Here is an 18,174-nt window from a genome sequence, read left to right as displayed (position 1 = left end):
ACCTTCATGCGTTCTGGCGAACAGCCGGTAGCCTGCGCATGGCCTTAGCTGGGCCGGCGGGTGCGGGTTTGCGGGACACGCCGTGAACCCATCCATGGGGGCTTGTAGAAAACATCCATGTTTTCTACAGTCCCGCAAACCCGCCCCCGCCGACCCTCGACGGTGTGTTGGGGGCCACGGGAAGATCAACGGCAGTGCCGATCATTTTCATGCGTTACCGGACGGTGGTGGGTTGCGTGCGTTCGTTCGGGAACCGAACCTACCAGCGCACCGCGTAGGGTCACGCCATGCGTGTCTGCTCTTTCCATCCGCATGCGACTCACCATCTGGGGCGGACGGCGGGCAGCCCCCGTAGGGACTGTCAAAAACATGGATGTTTTTGCCAAGCCCCCATGGATGGGTTTACGGCGTGTCCCGGAGCGGGGCTGGCCGACGGCCGCCCTGCTCGGATTAACTGAAACGCCAGCCGTTCACGGAAATCTCAAATGAAAACGGGACGAATGCAATCGCAGCATCCGTCCCGCTTTTACATCGGTAACAACTACGGCTTACAGCCGTTCGCGAATCGTCTGGCGCAGCGCTTCAAGGTCCTTGGCGAATGCGTCGATGCCGGCGGCCAGCTTCTCGGTGGCCATCGGGTCGGCGGCCAGGTCGGCGGCGAACGTCGCGGCGTCGATCGGGGTGACGGTGACCGGTTCGGGGGCACCCGCCACCAGCTTGCGCGGCAGCTCGCCGTGGTCGGCGTCCAGCTTTTCCAGCAGGTCCGGCGAGATGGTCAGGCGGTCGCAACCGGCCAGCGCTTCGATCTGCGCGGTAGAACGGAACGAGGCGCCCATCACCACCGTCGGCGAGCCGCGGCGCTTGAACTCGGCGTACACGCCCCGCACGAACACCACGCCCGGGTCGGCGTCGATGTTGGCCGGGGCCTGGCCGTTGGCCACGTACCAGTCCAGGATCCGGCCGACGAACGGGGAGATCAGGAACGCGCCGGCTTCGCTGCAGGCCAGCGCCTGGGTCGGGTTGAAGATCAGCGTCAGATTGCAGTCGATGCCTTCGGCCTGCAGCTGGCGGGCGGCTTCCACGCCTTCCCAGGTGGCGGCGATCTTGATCAGCACCTTGCTGCGCGGCACGCCGGCCGCTTCGTACATGGCGATGAACTGGCGCGCCTTGGTCACCGTGCTCGCCGTGTCGTGCGCCAGGTCGGCGTCGACTTCGGTGGACACACGGCCCGGCACCAGCGTGCTCAGCAGCGTGCCCACGCCCACGGTGAGGCGGTCGGCCACGGCGTGCACGACGGTTTCGCGCTCGCCCGACTGCTCACGGCCCCAGGCCAGTTCGCGCTCGATCAGTTCGGCATAGACCGGCAGGTCGAGTGCCTTCTTGACCAGCGTGGGATTGGTCGTGCAGTCGACCGGCTTCAGGCGCTTGATCGCCTCGTAATCGCCGGTATCGGCCACGACCACGGACAGGTCGCGCAGCTGCGAAAGTTTGGACGGGGTTGCGGTGCTCATTGCGGCTCCTGGAACGTTACCTGGGCCCTGCGCGGTGCGTGGCAGGGACGATCAAATCTTGGGGGCGTGGACGGCCTTCACCCGCAGGCGCAGTTTGCGGCCGCCAGGTGCATCCCAGTCCATCGACTGGCCAACGGCCAGGCCCAGCAGTGCGGTGCCCACCGGTGCGAGGATGGAGACCTTGCCCTGGTCGACATCGGCTTCGCGCGGGTACACCAGCGTCAGCTCGTGCTTGTCGCCGTGCAGCTCATCTTCGCATTCCACCCGCGAATGCATCATGACCACGCCTTCGGGCATCTGTTCCGGCGCCACGACGGTCGCACGGTTCAGCTCATCGGCCAGGGCCAGCGCCGCAGGCGTCTTGGCGATGGTGGGGCCGTCGAGCATGGCCTCGAGGCGGTCCATGTCGTGACTGGAAACGGTGATGGACGGCGGCAGGCCGCTGGCGGTAGACATCTGAAACTCCTTGTTTATGGAAGACCCAAGCAAAAGGCGGCGCCTGCTGGCACCGCCTTGTCCTATTGTGCTGCCTATCCGCAGCGGATGCGACCCAGGCCCGGGGCACCCCGGCATGGCCGGTTCAGCGTGACCGTCAGGCCCGCGCCTGCAGCGGCTGCGGCCGGTCCGGGGCGCCATCGGCGGGGTCCAGCATGAACAATGCCTCCGGCAGCCGCTTGAACTGCTCGGCCAGCTGTTCCAGGAACCCGGTCATGGCCGAGCTGCGCCGCCAGGCCATCGCGATGCGCCGGCTGGGGCGGTCTTCGCCCTCGAAGTCGAGCAGACGGATGTTGTCCGAGCGCGGCACCGGCGGCTTCACCGACAGCGTCGGCAGCAGGGTGATGCCGACGTCGGCCGCGACCATCTGGCGCAGCGTCTCCAGGCTGGTGGCGCGGAATTCGGATTTCTCGTTGGCGCCGAACAGCCGGCACACCGCCAGCGCCTGGTCGCGCAGGCAGTGCCCGTCTTCAAGCAGCAGCAGCTTCTGCGAAGACAGCTCCTGCACGTCCAGGTGCAGGCGTCGCGCCAGCGGGTGCTGGCCGGAGACGGCCAGCAGGAACGGTTCCTCGAACAGGAACTCGGCGTGCAGCTGGTCGTCGTCCAGGGGCAGTGCCAACAGCGCCGCGTCCAGCCGGCCGTCGCGCAGCCGGTGCAGCAGCTCGTCGCTTTTTTCTTCGACCAGCAGCAGTTCCAGCTGCGGGAAGCGTCCGCGGATGTTGGGGATGACGTGCGGCAGCAGGTAGGGGCCCAGCGTGGGGAAGATGCCCAGCCGGACCGTGCCCGCTTCCGGATCGCGGCTGCGCCGCGCCGCTTCTTTCAATTGTTCGATTTCGCCCATGATCGAGCGCGCGCGGGCGGCCGCTTCCAGCCCGGCCGGGGTCAGCATCACCTTGCGCGGGGAACGTTCCACCAGCGGCAGGCCCAGCTCATCCTCGAGCTTGCGGATCTGGGTCGAGAGCGTGGGCTGGCTGACGAAGCAGGACGCCGCCGCGCGACCAAAGTGGCGATGGTCAGCCAACGCCACCAGATATTTCAGATCACGTAGGTTCATTTCCTTGTACCTCTAGACGGTAATGGACCGGGCGATGGCGTGGTTTCCCCAGCAGGTAAAAAAGGTTCCCCGCAAGCGGGGAACCGGACGTTTCAGGCAGCTTCGGCGACGGCGCCGCTGCTCTTGGGAACGGTAGTTCGGATCAGGTGGTCAAAAGCGCTCAGCGCGGCCGTCGAACCGGCGCCCATGGCGATGATGATCTGCTTGTAGGGTACGGTTGTGCAATCTCCCGCGGCGAACACGCCCGGAACACTGGTCTGGCCGCGGTCGTCAATGACCACTTCGCCGCGCGGCGACAGCGCCACCGCGTCCTTCAGCCACTCCGTATTGGGCAGCAGCCCGATCTGCACGAAGATGCCTTCCAGCTCGACCCGGTGGGCGTCGCCACCCACGCGGTCCTTGTAGACCAGGCCGTTCACCTTTTGACCATCGCCCAGCACTTCCTGGGTGAGCGCGCTGGTGATGATGGTGACATTGCCCAGGCTGCGCAGCTTCTTCTGCAGGACTTCATCGGCGCGGAGTTTGTCGTCGAACTCCAGAAGGGTCACATGCGTCACGATGCCGGCCAGGTCGATCGCCGCTTCCACCCCGGAATTGCCGCCGCCGATCACCGCCACCCGCTTGCCCTTGAACAACGGGCCGTCGCAATGCGGGCAGTAGGCCACGCCCTTGTTGCGATACTGGTCTTCGCCGGGCACGTTCATCTGGCGCCAGCGCGCCCCGGTGGACAGGATCACCGAGCGCGACTTCAGCGACGCGCCGTTCTCCAGCTTGATCTCGACCAGGCCATCGTCGCCGGCCGGCACCAGGCCGCTGGCGCGCTGCAGGTTCATGATGTCCACGTCGTACTCGCGCACGTGCTGTTCCAGTGCCATGGCCAGCTTCGGGCCTTCGGTTTCCTTGACCGAGATGAAGTTCTCGATCGCCATGGTGTCCAGCACCTGGCCACCGAAACGCTCGGCTGCCACGCCGGTACGGATGCCCTTGCGCGCGGCGTAGATCGCCGCAGCGGCGCCGGCCGGGCCGCCGCCGATGACCAGCACGTCGTACGGCGCCTTCGCGGCGATCTTCGCCGCGTCGCGCTTGGCCGAACCGGTGTCCAGCTTGGCCACGATCTGCTCCAGGCTCATGCGGCCCTGGTCGAACACTTCACCGTTGAGGTACACGGTGGGCACGGACATGATCTGGCGTGCTTCGACCTCGGCCGGGAACAGGCCACCGTCGATCGCCACGTGCTGGATGCGCGGGTTCAGCACCGCGGCCAGGTTGAGTGCCTGGACCACGTCCGGGCAGTTCTGGCAGGACAGCGAGAAGTAGGTCTCGAACCGGTACTCGCCTTCCAGCCCCTGCACCTGCTCGATCACCTCGGCCGTTGCCTTGGAGGGGTGGCCGCCGACCTGCAGCAGCGCCAGCACCAGCGAGGTGAATTCGTGGCCCATCGGCAGGCCGGCGAAGGCCAGGTGGATGTCCTGGCCCGGCGAGGTCAGCGCGAAGGAGGGGGTGCGCTCGGCGCCGTCGCGGCGCACGTCGAGGGTGATCTGGCTGGACAGGCTGACCAGGGTTTCCAGCAGCTCCAGCATCTCCTGCGACTTGGCGCCGTCGTCGGCGTGCGCGGTGATCTGGATCGGCCGGGTGACGCGTTCCAGGTAGGTCTTCAGCTGGGACTGGAGGTTGGCATCCAACATCGAAAAACTCCTTGATTCAGGCAAAGGAACGGCGTCGACGTACCGCTACGGTACATCTGGGCGGCGTAGGGGTGAATCGAAACGGGCGCGGGCGCACCGGCTTGGATTCACCCCCACTCCCGTCGCAACGGGAATGGGGATGAGGCGTTGCTTAGATCTTGCCGACCAGGTCCAGCGACGGGGTCAGGGTCTTCTCGCCTTCCTTCCACTTGGCCGGGCACACCTGGTTCGGGTTGGCGGCGGTGAACTGGGCAGCCTTCAACTTGCGCAGGGTCTCGGAGACGTCACGGGCGATCTCGTTGGAGTGGATCTCCAGGGTCTTGATCACGCCTTCCGGATTGATGATGAACGTGCCGCGCAGGGCCAGGCCTTCTTCGGCAATGTGCACGCCGAAGGCGTTGGTCAGCTGGTGGGTCGGGTCGCCGACCAGCGGGAACTGGGCCTTGCCGACGGCCGGCGAGGTTTCGTGCCACACCTTGTGCGAGAAGTGGGTGTCGGTGGTGACGATGTACACCTCGGCACCGGCCTTCTGGAACTCGGCGTAATGATCGGCGGCGTCTTCAATCTCGGTCGGGCAGTTGAAGGTGAAGGCGGCCGGCATGAAGATCAGGACCGACCACTGGCCCTTCAGGGTGCTGTCCGACACCTTGATGAATTCGCCATTCTGATAGGCGTTGGCTTCGAACGGCTTGATCTGGGTGTTGATGAGCGACATCGATATTCCTCGTGGTGAAGGGGGATGGGTGAATCAGCCAACACAGAGTACCGGCTGGGTTTCGATAAGGAAAATGCATTGATTTCATCAATACGATATATACAGTCTATCGAAACGGCCTGATTCCCGAGTGAACGCGGGCCGCTATTCATTCGTAGCCCATTGTGTGGAAAGGATTTTCATCATTTCCTCGCGCCGCGCGGTGATAGCCGCAGGTTATCCGCCCGTCGCGGTGCCTGAACCGCCTTTCAGCGTCGCGAGGTGGCTGCGACAACCGGTCGCGGGGGCCGGCCCGTGCCGCCATTGGCCTACACTGCGCCCCCACCGTCGCCCAGGCCCGCCATGAACGCTGCCCCGCAGGAGATCCGCCAACTGCTTGCCGCCGCCGCCCGTGCGCTGCCCGGGGTGGAAGGCCGGCACGAAGCCGAACTGCTGCTGCTGCATGTGTTGGGGCGCGAGCGCGGCTGGCTGTTCGCGCATGCGACCGACCTGCTCGACACGGCCACGGCAGAGGCATTCGCGGCGCTGCTGCAGCGTCGCATCGCCGGTGAGCCGGTCGCCTACCTGCTGGGCCGGCGCGGCTTCTGGACCCTGGACCTGGCGGTCAGCCCGGCCACCTTGATTCCGCGCCCGGAAACCGAACGGCTGGTCGAACTGGCCTTGGAGCGGCTGCCGGAGGGCGTGCCGCTGCGGATCGCCGACCTGGGCACCGGCAGCGGTGCCATTGCGCTGGCCCTGGCCAGTGAACGCCCGCTGGCGCAGATCGTGGCCACGGACATGAGTGGCGATGCGATCGCCGTCGCTGCCGGCAATGCCCGCCAGCATGGGCTGGCCAACGTCGCGTTCCGGCAGGGATCCTGGCATGCCCCCTTGGCCGGCGAGCGCTTCGACCTGATCGCCAGCAATCCGCCGTACATCGCCAGCGACGACCCGCACCTGGCCCAGGGCGACCTGCGCTTCGAACCAGCCACCGCACTGGCGTCTGGCCACGACGGGCTGGACGACATCCGCCTGATCATCGCCGGCGCGCCCGCGCACCTGCAGCCGGGCGGTTGGCTGCTGATGGAACATGGGTGGGACCAGGGCGAAGCGATCCGCGCGCTGCTGGAGGGCGCCGGATTCGTCGAGGTGGAAACCGCGCTGGACCTGGAGCAGCGCGACCGGGTGAGCCTGGGACGGTGGCCCACCACCCAGCGGTAGAATGAGCGACCGTGATTCCACTGGAGCTCCACCCATGCGCACGCTGTACCCGGCCATCACCCCCTACGACGTTGGCAGCCTGAAGGTCGACGACCGCCACACGCTGTATTTCGAACAGTGCGGCAATCCGCAGGGCAAGCCGGTGGTGATGCTGCACGGCGGCCCGGGTGGCGGCTGCAGCGACAAGATGCGTCAGTTCCATGATCCGGCCAAGTACCGCATCATCCTGTTCGACCAGCGCGGTGCTGGCCGTTCCACCCCGCACGCCGACCTGGTGGACAACACCACCTGGGATCTGGTGGCCGACATCGAGAAGCTGCGCGAGCACCTGAAGGTAGAACGCTGGCAGGTCTTCGGCGGCAGCTGGGGTTCGACCCTGGCGCTGGCCTATGCCCAGACCCACCCGCAGCAGGTCACCGAGCTGGTGCTGCGTGGCATCTTCATGCTGCGGCGCTGGGAACTGGAATGGTTCTACCAGGAAGGCGCCAACCGCCTGTTCCCCGATGCGTGGGAACACTACCTGGCGCCGATCCCGGCGGTGGAACGCCACGACCTTATTTCCGCCTTCCACCGCCGCCTCACCAGCGACGATGAAGCCACCCGCCTGGCCGCGGCCAAGGCGTGGAGCGTGTGGGAAGGGGCCACCAGCTTCCTGCACGTGGATGCCGACTTCGTGAACAGCCATGAAGACCCGCGCTTCGCGCTGGCATTCGCGCGCATCGAGAACCACTACTTCGTCAACGGCGGTTTCTTCGAGGTCGAAGAACAGCTGCTGCGCGACGCGCACCGCATCGCCGACATCCCGGGCGTGATCGTGCACGGCCGTTACGACGTGGTGTGCCCGCTGCAGAATGCGTGGGAGCTGCACAAGGCCTGGCCGAAATCCACGCTCGAGATCAGCCCGGCATCGGGCCATTCCGCGTTCGAGGCAGAGACCATCGATGCGCTGGTGCGCGCGACGGATGGTTTCGCCGCCTGATGGATGTACCCACCCACGGTGGGTACCTGCCGGGGCTACGGGGTTGACCGCGCCGTGACGTCCAGCGCGGTGAACACCCGCGCCAGGCGTTCGGCCCACGCGCGCTGACCGGCGGCATCGGCGATCAGGTCCTGGCGGATTTCCAGCTCAACGTGCAGCAGCCCGCGGCCTTCACCATGCACCGGCACCGCGTAATCGCTGGTGCTGCTGACCGAATACGGTTCGTTGTCGCCCACCACCAGGTCGCCTTCGTCGCGCAGTGCCTGCAGCAGCGCATGCGCCAGGCGCGTGTCCTGGTGGTACAGCACCCCGGCATGCCACGGCCGGTCCGCACCGTTCATGCGCGGGGTGAAGCTGTGCATCATCACCAGCACCGTCGGGCGCTGCTGCCCGGCGCGTGCATCCAGCTCGGCGGCAATGCGCGCATGGTAGGGCGCGTGGATTGCATCGATGCGCTGCTGCCGCTGCGCGGCCGACAGCCCGGCGTTGCCCGGCACCACGGTATGGTCGCTGACCTCGGGAATCAGCGTCGGCGACGCCAACGGACGGTTGCAGTCGATCACCAGCCGCGAATAGGTCTGGGTGATCGCCCACGCGTCGAGCAACCGGGCCAGTTCGCGGGTGACCCCGGCAATGCCGATGTCCCAGCCGATATGGCGGTCGCGCTCGACCTGCGGCAGCCCCAGGTTCGCCAGCACCTCCGGCACCTGCTGGCCGGCGTGGTCGGTGATCAGCACATACGGCGAACGCCCGGCCGGATGCAGCACGGTGAACGGTGCAGGATCCTTGGCGCCAAGCAGGGGCGTGGCCGCCAGCGGAAGCGCGCGGGAATCAGCCACGTGCGGTGCCATCCAGGTGGTGCTCGATCATCCACAGCCCAGCCCACAACTTCGCGTCCAGCTGGTAGCCCTGGCCCATCTTCTCCACCAGCCAGGCCGCCGCGCGCGCACGCGGCACCTCGTGCACGGTGATGTCCTCGCTGGCATCGCCGCCGCCTTCGCCGACCCTGCGCAGGCCGGTGGCGCGCACGAAGGCGATTTTCTCGCTGCTGGCACCGGAGGAGGTCGGGCCGATCATCAACACTTCGGCATGCCCGGCGGTCCAGCCGGTTTCTTCTTCCAGCTCGCGCACGGCGGAGTCTTCAATCGATTCTCCCGCGTCGAAATCGCCGACCAGGCCGGCCGGCATCTCGATCGTCTTGGCCTGCAGCGGTACGCGGAACTGCTCGACGAACAGCACGTTGTCGTCGGGGGTGACGGCGATGATGATCGCGGCCAGTCCGCCAGCGTGGGTGCGTTCGCTGTACTCCCACGAGCCGCGCACGACCATGCGCTGGTACTTGCCTTCGTAGACGACCTTCGGGGCTTGCGTGTTGGGGTTCATGCGAACTCGCTTGCGGGAGGAGAAATATCGGGAATGCCGGCAGCGTTGAACAGCCGGCGCCGGGTCAGCGGACCAAAGCGCAGCGCCTCGCACAGGCCCTGCAGCATCTGCGGATCGGCGCTGGAACGGCTGAAATCGGCCTGCGCCGCATCCAGCGGTGCATCCAGCGCGATGGTGGTGAGCTGCCGCCACAGCAGCGCATGCTCGCGCTGCTCGCGCAGCCGCACCGCCATCTGCGCGGCGCCGCGCAGGCGCAGGAACGGCACTTCGTCCAGCCGCTCGTACAGGATGTCCAGGCTGCCGAAATGGGCCAGCAGCACGGCGGCCGACTTGGCGCCGACGCCGGTCACCCCGGGAATGTTGTCGACCGCATCGCCGCACAGTGCCAGGTAATCGGCGATCTGGTGCGCATGCACGCCATGGCGGGCCTTGACCCCGGCCATGCCCCAGCGCTGGTTGCGGGCGTAATCCCATTGCTCGTCATGCTCGAACAGCAGCTGCGACAGGTCCTTGTCGGCCGAGATGATCACCCCGCGCATGCCGGCCGGGCGGCGCGCATGCAGCGCGCTGCCGATCAGGTCGTCGGCCTCGTATTCGTGGTGGGCCAGCACGGTCAGGCCCAGCGCGCTGCACAGCGCCTTGCAGTGCGCGAACTGGCGGCGCAGCGCGTCGGGCGCCGGATCGCGGTTGGCCTTGTAGGCAGCGTAGAGGGTGTGGCGGAAGCAGCTGTCCAGCGCCTCGTCGAAGGCAATGGCGATGTGCTGCGGGCGCTCGCGCTCCAGCAGGTCGAGCAGGAAGCGGGCAAAGCCATGCACCGCGTTGGTCGGCCAGCCCTGCTGGTCCTGGAATTCATCGGGCATCGAATGCCAGGCCCGGAACACGTACAGGCTGGCATCCACCAGGTAGAGAGGCGTGTGCACTCAGCCCACCCAGTCCTGCAGCAACGCGGCCGGATCAGGGCGCTCACGTTCGGGCACGGCGGTCTTCGGGGTGCCGATATGGATGAAACCCACGATCTGCTCATGCGCGGCCAGGCCCAGGTGGGCATGCACGGCCGGGTCGAACGCCATCCAGGCGGTCAGCCACTGGGCGCCAAAGCCCAGCGCCTGCGCGGCCTGCAAAAGCGCGAAGCAGACGCAGCCGGCGGTCATCAGCTGCTCCAGCTCGGGTACCTTCGGGCTGGGCGTAGGCGCGGCGATGACGGTGATGATCAGCGGCGCATGCGAAAAGCGCAGCCGGTCCTTTTCGACCTGTGCGTCGGAGACAGTGGGGTCGCGCTCGCGGCTGCGCCGGGCCAGGAACTCACCCAGCTGCAGGCGCGCATCGCCGGCGATGCGCAGGAAGCGGAAGGGCACCCGCTTGCCGTGGTCCGGCACGCGCACGGCCGAGGCCAGCATCCGCTGCAGGGTGGCCGGGTCCGGTCCGGGCGCGCCCAGTTGCAGGGCGGGAACCGAACGGCGGGCGTCCAGGGCTTGCAGCGCAGGGGAGTCGAGCATGGGGTCTCTGTCGGGCATCGGGGTGGCTCAGATTATAGTCGGGGCAGTTTGTGACCCGTCTTCTGGCGATCTCCTGCCCATTTGCGACAAAACGTGATGAACCTCACTTAATTAACGGCACTCCTTCACGTCGCTGTACTCGCTTCCCACCCGCGCTGGCCTTACGATACAAGGCCTGCCGGCACCCGGGTCATGAGGTTCAAAGTGCGGACTGTTTCACTGTCCCTGACCGGTGGGGCGTCCTACCATCCGTGTGCTGGTGTCTTGGGGACGCCCGTGCCTGTTGTATCCATGCTGCATTCTGTACCAGCGAGGGTGGGGAGCCTTTTCGCATGATCGCCACGCCCAACGTATCGGGACAGCCGGGTCGCGACCCGGCGCTGTTGAAGCTTGCACGCGAGGCCGCCCTGCCGGGCCTGGCCGAGTCGTTCGCGACCGTGATCGCCCGCTTCGACGACGTGCTGTTCGACCGTGCCGGCACCGCCGGCGCGTCGCAGCTGCTGTTCCTCGATGGCATGCGTGAACTGCGTCGGCGCCGTGAAGACATCGTGGCCGGTTTCCGTGGGCACCTGGCCAGGGCCTGGGACGCGCTGGAACACGCTGAGCCACTGTCGGCCGAAGCCACGCTGGCCGGTGCGGGCGGGGAAGGGCTCAGCCTGGTCCCCGAGCACGTGCTGGAATCGCGGCTGGCGGTGCGCAACTTCGCCACCGTGCTGCTGCGCGACTGGAAGCCGGTACTGGGCCGGCTTGACCGCCGCCTGGGCTGGATCGCCGGCGGGCTGGAACTGAACGCCGACACCAACCCGATCAGCCCCGAACACATCGGCGTGGCCATCCATGAGGCCTTCGCAGACTGTGAACTGGCGCCGGAAGTGCGCCTGGTGCTGATCAAGCTGTGCGAGCGCGACCTGCACGCGCCGATCGGCAAGCGTTACGAGAAACTCGACGAACAACTGGCCGCTGCCGGTGTGATGCCGCAGATGTCCGCCCCGCGCCGCGCCGCGCCGCGTCCGCCCACGCCCCGGCAGGAGCTGGACGAGCTGGTCCAGGCCCTGGAAACCGAAAGCGGCGCAGCCGACGAAGGCGCGGCCCCGGCCTGGGCACGGCGCTTCGCCGACCGCTGGGCGGCCAGCCGTGGCCGCATGCAGTCGGCGCAGGCCGCGCATGACCATGCAGCCGAAGGCCCGGACGGGATGAGCGGCAACCAGGGCATGTTGCTGGAAGCGCTGCACGAGCTGCTGCAGCAGACCCGGCATGTCCGCGAAGACGCGACCTCCGCCGCCAGCGTGGCGGTGGGGCAACAGCGCCCACTGAGCCAGCGCGAAATGATGTCGGTGCTGTCGCTGCTGCAGGCCACGCCGAGCGCGACCCTGCGCGCGGCGATCGGCGAAGACGGCGAATCGCTGGCGCAGCGGCTGAAGAGCGAAGTGCTGTCCGGTGCAACCCGGCTCGGCGTGGACCCGGCGCAGGCGCGCCTGGACCCGCAGGATGAAGATGCGATCGACCTGGTGGGCATGCTGTTCGATGTGATGCTGGACGAGCGCGACCTGGAAGGTCGCTCGCGCGAGCTGATCGGCCGGCTGGTGGTGCCCTTCGTGAAGGTGGCCATGCTCGACCGCCGCATGTTCGTGCAGAAGACCCACCCGGCGCGCAAGCTGCTCAATTCGCTGGCCGAGGCCTGCGAAGGCAACACCGGCGAGAGCCAGGCCGAGCGCGTGCTGATGGGCAAGGTCGAGGAAATCATCGAGCGGCTGGTGGCCGAGTTCAACGAGAACCTGGCCATCTTCCTGACGTTGGAAGAAGAATTCCGCGACTTCCTGGCCCAGCACCGCCGCCGCATCGAGATCGCCGAGCGCCGCGCCGCCGAGACCCAGCGCGGCCAGGAAAAGCTGGAAGTGGCGCGCACCCGCGCGGCATCCGAACTGGATTGGCGGATCGCCGATACGGCATTGCCGCAGGCCATCGGCGAATTCCTGCGGCAGCCGTGGCAACACCATCTGACCCTGGCGGTGCTGCGCGAAGGCGACGACGGCCCTTCGGTGAGCGAGGCGCTCGCGTTGGCCGACGGGATCCTGGAAGAAGTGTCCGAAGCCCGGCGCCAGATCGTCGGCAAGCCGTGGCTGCAGGCATGGCACCCCGTGCTGCGCAAGGTGTTTGCCAGTGTCGGCGTACACGCCGATGGCGCCAACGCGGCGATCGATTCGCTGCATGACACGCTGCAGTCCATTGCCGAATCGCGCCCGGAACTGGAACGCGCGCTGCCGGAGCTGCCGCAGGTGGTCCTGCCGACGCCGCCGGCTGCGGACAGCGCAGGCGTGGAGCTGGGCAGCAAGGTCGACGTCACCGATTTCGATAATGCCGATGCCGACCGTTTCCGCGGCCTGGAAATCGGCAGCTGGCTCGATTTCGTCGACAAGGACGGCAAAGTCCAGGCCGGCAAACTGTCCTGGGTCAGCCCGATCTCGCAGCGCCTGCTGTTCGTGAACCGACGCGGCGTGCGTTTCTGCGTGGCCTCGCCGGAAGAACTGGCGGTCATGGTGCGCCTCGGCCGCCTGCGCGCGCACATCGACGATGGCGCCTTCGACAGCGCCATGCAGGGCGTGATCGATCGCCTGGATACCAAGGGCGCTACGGTTCACTGAGGTTGCGTTCAACGTCAACGTCAACGTCAACTGCGGCGTTTCGGCTGCTACGTGCTGGGGAGGCCGACGGGCAGCCCCTTACGGGACACGCCGTAAACCCATCCCTGGGGGCTTGGCAAAAACATCCATGTTTTTGACAGTCCCTACAGGGGCTGCCCGCCGGCCTCCCCTCGATGGTGGATCGCGTGCGGCTGGAAAAATCAGCCACGCAGGGCGTGGCTCTACGCGGATCACATGGGGCAGGGTAGGGTCGGTTCCCAAACGACTGCCGTTGTAACGCCCGCGCGCGGTAACGCATGGAAATGATCCAAACGGCCTTTGATCTCCCATGGCCACCGCCAACCGTCAGAGGGTCGGCGGGTGCGGGGGTACGGGGGCTTTGCGAAACATGGATGTTTCGCAAGAGCCCCCATGGATGGGTTCACGGCGCCCCCCGTACCTCCGCACCCGCCGGCCCTGCGCGATAACCCGTCAGGCAATGGCTGTTCGCCTGAATGCATGAAGCTGCCGGCCAACGGCCGGCACCCATGCGAAGCCCGATTCCAGGCAGCGCTTCCAGCGGAAAGGTCTCCCACCCGACCAATCGGGTTACGATCCCACCACTTACCGCTGCTCGGGGACATGCATGGCTGTCGAGGTGTTGGGGGTCAAGGAACACGCGCAGGGCGAACGCCGCGTAGCGCTGACGCCGGAAACGGCGCGCAAGTACATCGCGCTGGGCGCCACCGTGTGGATCGAACCGGGCGCCGGCACGCGCGCCGGCTTTACCGACCAGGCCTACCTGGATGTCGGCGCGCAGCTCGCCGATGACACCCGCCTGGGCCAGGCCGACATCGTGCTGTGCGTGCAGCCGCCGGAAACCGCGCGGCTGCGCCAGCTCAAGTCCGGCGCCAGCCTGGTCGGCATGCTGCACCCGCAGGCCGACGCCGAACGCGCCGGCGTGATCCAGTCACGTGGTCTGCAGGCATTTCCGTTGGAGCGCCTGCCGCGTACCACCCGTGCACAGTCCATGGACGTGCTCAGTTCGCAGGCCGGCATGGCCGGCTACAAGGCCACCCTGATTGCCGCCCAGCTGGCACCGCGCTTCTTCCCCATGCTGACCACCGCCGCCGGCACCATCCGGCCGTCGCGCGTGCTGGTGGTGGGCGCCGGCGTGGCCGGCCTGCAGGCCATCGCCACCGCGCGCCGGCTTGGGGCGCAGGTGGAGGGCTTCGATGTGCGCCCGGAAACCCGCGAACAGATTGAATCGCTCGGCGGCAAGTTCCTTGACCTTGGCGTCAGCGCGGTGGGCGAGGGCGGTTACGCCCGTCCGTTGACCGACGACGAGCGCGCCGAGCAGCAGCGTCGGCTGGGCGAGTACCTGCGGTTGGTCGATGTGGTGATCTGTACCGCCGCCGTGCCCGGCCGCCCTGCGCCGAAGATCGTCACCAGCGCGATGGTGCAGGGCATGCGCCCGGGCAGCGTGATCGTGGACCTGGCCGCTGAGACCGGCGGCAACTGCGAGGCGACCCGGCCGGGAGAAACCGTCGACGTCGGCGGCGTCACCGTGGACGGCCCGCTCGACCTGGCCAGCCAAGGCGCGGTGCACGCCAGTGAGATGTATGCGCGCAACCTTTACAACTTCGTCGCGCTGTTCCTGAAGGATGGCACGGTGGCGTTTGATTGGGACGATGAGCTGCTGGCGAAAACGCGCTGGATTGCGAACTGATATCGCGCCGCCGCGCAGGGCGTGGCGCTACCGCGGCGGCAGGTCCTTGACCGGATTGGCCTTCAGCCATTCCTGCCGCTGCTCCGGACTCATGCTGCCCCAGCGCTCACGCAGCGCATCGCGCTGGGCCGGGGTCATGCCGCGCATCTGCGCGAACAGCGCGCGGGCCTGCTCGCGCTGCTCCGGACTCATGTTCTCGAAACGGTGGCGGCCGCGCCGCGCCAGCTCGCGCTGTTCCGGGGTCATGCTCTGCCAACGCTGGCCATGCTGCAGCATGCGTTCGCGCTGTGGCGGCGGCGCGTCGTTCCAGCGGTCGCGCACCGGCGCGATCAGCGCATCGCGCTGCTGCGGGGTGAGCTTGTCCCACTCCGGCAGCGTCGAGGTCTGCGCGGCGCTGGCCGCGCTCAGCGAGAGCAGTACCAGTGCCAGGGTCAGTCGCGGTTTCATGTTCACTCCATTGCCAGGTCGGTGGCGCCCAGCCACAGGTACAGGTCCGGATTCTCGTCGAGCACGTCGCTGCTGTCATCCGCCGCCACGGCCGCCACCTGCATCGGGGTGGCTGCCGGCGGTCGGGCGGTGAAGCTGATGCCCAGGCCCAGCGCCACCACCAGCGAACACGCGGTGGCCAGCCACCAGCCGTGCGCGCGGGCCCGCTGCGGCGCATGCCGTGCGGCACGCAGGCGCGCCAGCGTGGCGGGAGAGAGCTGGGTCACCGCATGTGCGTGCAGCTGCGCCAGTGCGGCGTCATCGGGAAGGGTGGGGGGCACGGGGCGGCTCACAGTTCAATCTCCAGGTGCTGCTGCAGCGCCTGCCGGGCGCGCGAAAGATGGGTTTTTACCGCGCCCTCGCTGCAGCCCATGGCCGCTGCGGTCGTGGCGCCGTCGAGCTGCTGCAGCACGCGCAGGGTGAAAGCCTCGCGCTGGCGTGCAGGTAGATCGCGCAATGCCCTGACCAGCGCCGCGTACTGGTCGCGCTGCTCATGGGCCTGGGCCGGGCCGGGTCCAGGATCGGCCCAGTCGATGTCGTGGTCACCGGCCAGCTCGTCGCTGCTGCGCCAGAACCGGAGCCGGAAGCCGCGCCGGCGCTGCAGGTCGACTACCCGGCGGCGCAGGATGCTCCAGAACAGTGGTGACCACTCCCCTGCCGGCTTGTCGCGGTAGGCCAGCATGCGCAGCATCGCGTCCTGCACCGCGTCCAGTGCGTCGTCGCGCTGGCGCAGCCCGGCCTCGGCGAAGCGGAACGCGCGCGGGCCGATCCCGGCCAGGAACGCATCCAGCGACACCGGCAACGCGGTTTCGGCATCGGCATCGTCAGCCAGGGGCGGCAGGGAAGGGCTCACCAGCACAGGGTAGCGCTCGCGCAGGGGGATACGGTGAGAACGCACCAGTGCGGCATCGGTTGACCGCCCTGCAGAACGGTTCAGCGCATGGTTATGATGCAGGGGACGGGATGACCGCCGGGAAGAGGGACAGCAATGAGCGACGGGTTCGTGGCGTTGTATATCTTCATGCTGGCTGCGATCGCAGGCCACGTGATCATTTCGCGGGTGCCGGTGATCCTGCATACCCCCCTGATGTCCGGGTCGAACTTCATCCACGGCATCGTCCTGATCGGTGCCATGGTGGTGCTGGGCCATGCGCAGACCCCGCTGGAAAAGATCATCGGCTTCATCGCCGTGGTGCTCGGCGCGGGCAATGCCGCCGGTGGCTACGTGGTGACCGAGCGCATGCTGGACATGTTCAAGCCCAGCCAGAAGCGCGACGCCGGGGAGAAGGCGCCTTGAACGTCACCACCGCGCAACTGCTGCAGTTGCTGGTGCAGGTGAGCTACCTGGTCGCCGCCACCCTGTTCCTGCTCGGCCTGCAGCGCATGGCCTCGCCGATGACCGCGCGCAGCGGCATCCGCTGGGCCGGCCTGGGCATGCTGATCGCCACGGTGGCGACCTTCTTCCTGCCCGACCTGCACAACGTGCCGCTGATCCTGGCTGCGGTGGCGATCGGTACCGGCGTGGCGTGGTGGTCGGCCAAGCGGGTGGCCATCACCGACATGCCGCAGATGGTAGCGCTGTACAACGGCATGGGTGGCGGTTCGGCCGCCGCGATCGGTGCGGTGGAACTGCTGCGTTTCTCGTTCCTGGCCAACCGCGATACCAGCCACTGGAGCGCGCAGGCCATCGCCGAACTGAGCGCGCGCCAGCCCTCGGCCACGGTGCTCGCGCTGGCGGTGATCGGCTCGGCGATCGGCGCGGTGTCGCTGTCCGGTTCGGTCATCGCCTGGGCCAAGCTCGATGGCCGGCTGGACCGGCGGGTGACCTTCCCCGGCCAGCAGGCGTTCAACCTGCTGGTTGCGCTGGCGATGGTGGTGCTGGGCATCTGGGCGGCAGTGACCCTGAGCCCGGTGGCGATCATCAGCTTCTTCGTGGTCGCGCTGGCGCTGGGCGTGCTGATGACCCTGCCGATCGGCGGCGCCGACATGCCGGTGGTGATCTCGCTGTACAACGCATTCACCGGCCTGGCGGTCGCTTTCGAAGGCTACGTGCTGGGCAACGAGGCGCTGATCATCGCCGGCATGATGGTCGGCGCGGCCGGCATCCTGCTCACCCGCCTGATGGCCAAGGCGATGAACCGGCCGATCAGCGGCGTGCTGTTCTCCAACTTCGGCGGCGGTGGCACGGCCCAGGAAATCACCGGCGCGCAGAAGCCGATCGAGGCCAGCGACGTGGCCGCGATGCTGGCGTTCGCCGAGCGCGTGGTGATCGTGCCCGGTTATGGCATGGCCGTGGCCCAGGCCCAGCACAAGGTATGGGAGCTGGCGCAGCGGCTGTTGGAACGCGGCATCAAGGTCAAATTCGCGATCCACCCGGTGGCCGGGCGCATGCCGGGCCACATGAACGTGCTGTTGGCCGAAGCGGGCGTGCCCTACGACCTGATCGCCGACATGGATGACATCAATCCTGAGTTCCCCACCACCGACGTGGTGCTGGTGATCGGTGCCAACGACGTGGTCAACCCGGTGGCGCGCACTGACCCGGCCAGCCCGATCTACGGCATGCCGATCCTGGACGTGGTCAACGCCCGCAACGTGGTGGTGATCAAGCGCGGCAAGGGCACCGGCTTCGCGGGCATCGAAAACGCGCTGTTCTACGCCGACAACGCCCGCATGCTCTATGGCGATGGCGCCGGTGCGGCCAGCGCGCTGGTCAGCGAGCTCAAAGCGCTCGACGGAGGGCATTGACCGCACGTGGCGCCGGGGGCCAGGGCCGGCCAACGGCCGGCGCTACGAATTGTTACGGGCCCATTGAGATCT

General features: G+C 67.6%; 18 protein-coding genes. 6 read left to right on the top strand and 12 right to left on the bottom strand.

Annotation, left to right across the window (positions count from 1 at the left end):
• Positions 1-548: 548 nt before the first annotated feature.
• The 5 genes from AC06E7_RS18620 to ahpC form a co-directional block, all read right to left on the bottom strand.
• Complete coding sequence (locus AC06E7_RS18620) at positions 549-1,511, bottom strand: transaldolase (protein WP_478065583.1); 963 nt, start codon at positions 1,509-1,511, stop codon at positions 549-551.
• A gap of 51 nt (positions 1,512-1,562) precedes the next feature.
• Positions 1,563-1,967, bottom strand: coding sequence for a nucleoside diphosphate kinase regulator (gene rnk / locus AC06E7_RS18615; RefSeq protein ID WP_095364633.1), 405 nt, complete (start codon positions 1,965-1,967; stop codon positions 1,563-1,565).
• Positions 1,968-2,103: 136 nt separating this feature from the next.
• The gene (locus AC06E7_RS18610; RefSeq protein WP_068849361.1) at positions 2,104-3,060 is read right to left on the bottom strand and encodes a LysR substrate-binding domain-containing protein; all 957 of its coding nucleotides are present in this window, start codon (positions 3,058-3,060) and stop codon (positions 2,104-2,106) included.
• Between the two features lie 92 nt (positions 3,061-3,152).
• Positions 3,153-4,745, bottom strand: a complete 1,593-nt coding sequence (gene ahpF / locus AC06E7_RS18605; protein WP_478065582.1) for an alkyl hydroperoxide reductase subunit F — start codon at positions 4,743-4,745, stop codon at positions 3,153-3,155.
• A gap of 151 nt (positions 4,746-4,896) precedes the next feature.
• Positions 4,897-5,460, bottom strand: coding sequence for an alkyl hydroperoxide reductase subunit C (gene ahpC, locus AC06E7_RS18600; protein ID WP_068849365.1), 564 nt, complete (start codon positions 5,458-5,460; stop codon positions 4,897-4,899).
• Between the two features lie 342 nt (positions 5,461-5,802).
• On the opposite strand from ahpC, the gene prmC reads away from it, so the two are divergent.
• On the top strand, positions 5,803-6,660 hold the full coding sequence (prmC, locus tag AC06E7_RS18595) for a peptide chain release factor N(5)-glutamine methyltransferase (RefSeq protein ID WP_478065581.1): 858 nt from the start codon (positions 5,803-5,805) through the stop codon (positions 6,658-6,660).
• Positions 6,661-6,694: 34 nt separating this feature from the next.
• On the top strand, positions 6,695-7,639 hold the full coding sequence (gene pip / locus AC06E7_RS18590) for a prolyl aminopeptidase (protein ID WP_068849368.1): 945 nt from the start codon (positions 6,695-6,697) through the stop codon (positions 7,637-7,639).
• A 35-nt stretch (positions 7,640-7,674) separates the two neighbouring features.
• Here pip and AC06E7_RS18585 read toward each other — a convergent pair whose 3' ends face one another.
• Genes AC06E7_RS18585 through AC06E7_RS18570 form a run of 4 tightly spaced genes read right to left on the bottom strand, consistent with a single transcriptional unit; the run spans position 7,675 to position 10,518 of the window.
• Positions 7,675-8,490, bottom strand: a complete 816-nt coding sequence (locus AC06E7_RS18585) for an N-formylglutamate amidohydrolase (protein WP_478065580.1) — start codon at positions 8,488-8,490, stop codon at positions 7,675-7,677.
• Positions 8,471-9,022 (bottom strand): NUDIX hydrolase, encoded by a 552-nt coding sequence (locus tag AC06E7_RS18580; RefSeq protein ID WP_478065579.1) that lies wholly within the window; start codon positions 9,020-9,022, stop codon positions 8,471-8,473. The genes AC06E7_RS18585 and AC06E7_RS18580 overlap by 20 nt, the downstream gene beginning before the upstream one ends.
• Entirely contained in the window at positions 9,019-9,942 is a 924-nt protein-coding gene (locus tag AC06E7_RS18575; protein ID WP_478065578.1) for a 5'-3' exonuclease, read from the bottom strand. The genes AC06E7_RS18580 and AC06E7_RS18575 overlap by 4 nt, the downstream gene beginning before the upstream one ends.
• Positions 9,943-10,518, bottom strand: a complete 576-nt coding sequence (locus AC06E7_RS18570) for a nitroreductase family protein (protein ID WP_184124851.1) — start codon at positions 10,516-10,518, stop codon at positions 9,943-9,945. It lies immediately after the preceding gene.
• 332 nt (positions 10,519-10,850) lie between these two features.
• Here AC06E7_RS18570 and AC06E7_RS18565 point away from each other — a divergent pair, with 332 nt between their 5' ends.
• The gene (locus AC06E7_RS18565) at positions 10,851-13,160 is read left to right on the top strand and encodes a DUF1631 domain-containing protein (RefSeq protein WP_478065577.1); all 2,310 of its coding nucleotides are present in this window, start codon (positions 10,851-10,853) and stop codon (positions 13,158-13,160) included.
• Positions 13,161-13,785: 625 nt separating this feature from the next.
• Positions 13,786-14,868 (top strand): NAD(P) transhydrogenase subunit alpha, encoded by a 1,083-nt coding sequence (locus tag AC06E7_RS18560; protein WP_478065576.1) that lies wholly within the window; start codon positions 13,786-13,788, stop codon positions 14,866-14,868.
• A gap of 27 nt (positions 14,869-14,895) precedes the next feature.
• Here AC06E7_RS18560 and AC06E7_RS18555 read toward each other — a convergent pair whose 3' ends face one another.
• The 3 genes from AC06E7_RS18555 to AC06E7_RS18545 are packed head-to-tail and all read right to left on the bottom strand — an operon-like array spanning position 14,896 to position 16,213.
• Positions 14,896-15,315, bottom strand: coding sequence for a DUF3106 domain-containing protein (locus AC06E7_RS18555; protein WP_068849384.1), 420 nt, complete (start codon positions 15,313-15,315; stop codon positions 14,896-14,898).
• 2 nt (positions 15,316-15,317) lie between these two features.
• The gene (locus AC06E7_RS18550; protein ID WP_093534624.1) at positions 15,318-15,635 is read right to left on the bottom strand and encodes a hypothetical protein; all 318 of its coding nucleotides are present in this window, start codon (positions 15,633-15,635) and stop codon (positions 15,318-15,320) included.
• A gap of 8 nt (positions 15,636-15,643) precedes the next feature.
• Positions 15,644-16,213: an RNA polymerase sigma factor gene (locus AC06E7_RS18545; RefSeq protein WP_068849388.1), complete on the bottom strand. Its 570-nt coding sequence runs from the start codon at positions 16,211-16,213 to the stop codon at positions 15,644-15,646.
• Positions 16,214-16,342: 129 nt separating this feature from the next.
• Here AC06E7_RS18545 and AC06E7_RS18540 point away from each other — a divergent pair, with 129 nt between their 5' ends.
• Together AC06E7_RS18540 and AC06E7_RS18535 are read left to right on the top strand one after the other, a co-directional pair.
• Positions 16,343-16,651, top strand: coding sequence for an NAD(P) transhydrogenase subunit alpha part 2 (locus tag AC06E7_RS18540; RefSeq protein WP_068849390.1), 309 nt, complete (start codon positions 16,343-16,345; stop codon positions 16,649-16,651).
• The gene (locus tag AC06E7_RS18535; protein WP_478065575.1) at positions 16,648-18,102 is read left to right on the top strand and encodes an NAD(P)(+) transhydrogenase (Re/Si-specific) subunit beta; all 1,455 of its coding nucleotides are present in this window, start codon (positions 16,648-16,650) and stop codon (positions 18,100-18,102) included. Before AC06E7_RS18540 ends, AC06E7_RS18535 begins: the two co-directional genes overlap by 4 nt.
• Positions 18,103-18,174: the final 72 nt, after the last annotated feature.

The sequence above is a fragment of the Stenotrophomonas sp. Steno-Z4 genome, from assembly GCF_056393145.1.
The sequence above is the reverse complement of the archived record's forward strand: the minus strand, read 5'-3'. Positions and strand labels throughout refer to the sequence as shown.

Excerpts from the sequence above, each read along its gene's own strand:
- AC06E7_RS18540 (WP_068849390.1), top strand. The coding sequence starts at position 16,343 with ATGAGCGACGGGTTCGTGGCGTTGTATATCTTCATGCTGGCTGCGATC.
- rnk (WP_095364633.1), bottom strand. The coding sequence starts at position 1,967 with ATGTCTACCGCCAGCGGCCTGCCGCCGTCCATCACCGTTTCCAGTCAC.
- ahpC (WP_068849365.1), bottom strand. The coding sequence starts at position 5,460 with ATGTCGCTCATCAACACCCAGATCAAGCCGTTCGAAGCCAACGCCTAT.
- AC06E7_RS18580 (WP_478065579.1), bottom strand. The coding sequence starts at position 9,022 with ATGAACCCCAACACGCAAGCCCCGAAGGTCGTCTACGAAGGCAAGTAC.
- AC06E7_RS18620 (WP_478065583.1), bottom strand. The coding sequence starts at position 1,511 with ATGAGCACCGCAACCCCGTCCAAACTTTCGCAGCTGCGCGACCTGTCC.
- AC06E7_RS18560 (WP_478065576.1), top strand. The coding sequence starts at position 13,786 with ATGGCTGTCGAGGTGTTGGGGGTCAAGGAACACGCGCAGGGCGAACGC.
- prmC (WP_478065581.1), top strand. The coding sequence starts at position 5,803 with ATGAACGCTGCCCCGCAGGAGATCCGCCAACTGCTTGCCGCCGCCGCC.
- AC06E7_RS18570 (WP_184124851.1), bottom strand. The coding sequence starts at position 10,518 with ATGCTCGACTCCCCTGCGCTGCAAGCCCTGGACGCCCGCCGTTCGGTT.
- AC06E7_RS18555 (WP_068849384.1), bottom strand. The coding sequence starts at position 15,315 with ATGAAACCGCGACTGACCCTGGCACTGGTACTGCTCTCGCTGAGCGCG.
- AC06E7_RS18585 (WP_478065580.1), bottom strand. The coding sequence starts at position 8,490 with ATGGCACCGCACGTGGCTGATTCCCGCGCGCTTCCGCTGGCGGCCACG.
- AC06E7_RS18610 (WP_068849361.1), bottom strand. The coding sequence starts at position 3,060 with ATGAACCTACGTGATCTGAAATATCTGGTGGCGTTGGCTGACCATCGC.
- AC06E7_RS18565 (WP_478065577.1), top strand. The coding sequence starts at position 10,851 with ATGATCGCCACGCCCAACGTATCGGGACAGCCGGGTCGCGACCCGGCG.
- pip (WP_068849368.1), top strand. The coding sequence starts at position 6,695 with ATGCGCACGCTGTACCCGGCCATCACCCCCTACGACGTTGGCAGCCTG.
- ahpF (WP_478065582.1), bottom strand. The coding sequence starts at position 4,745 with ATGTTGGATGCCAACCTCCAGTCCCAGCTGAAGACCTACCTGGAACGC.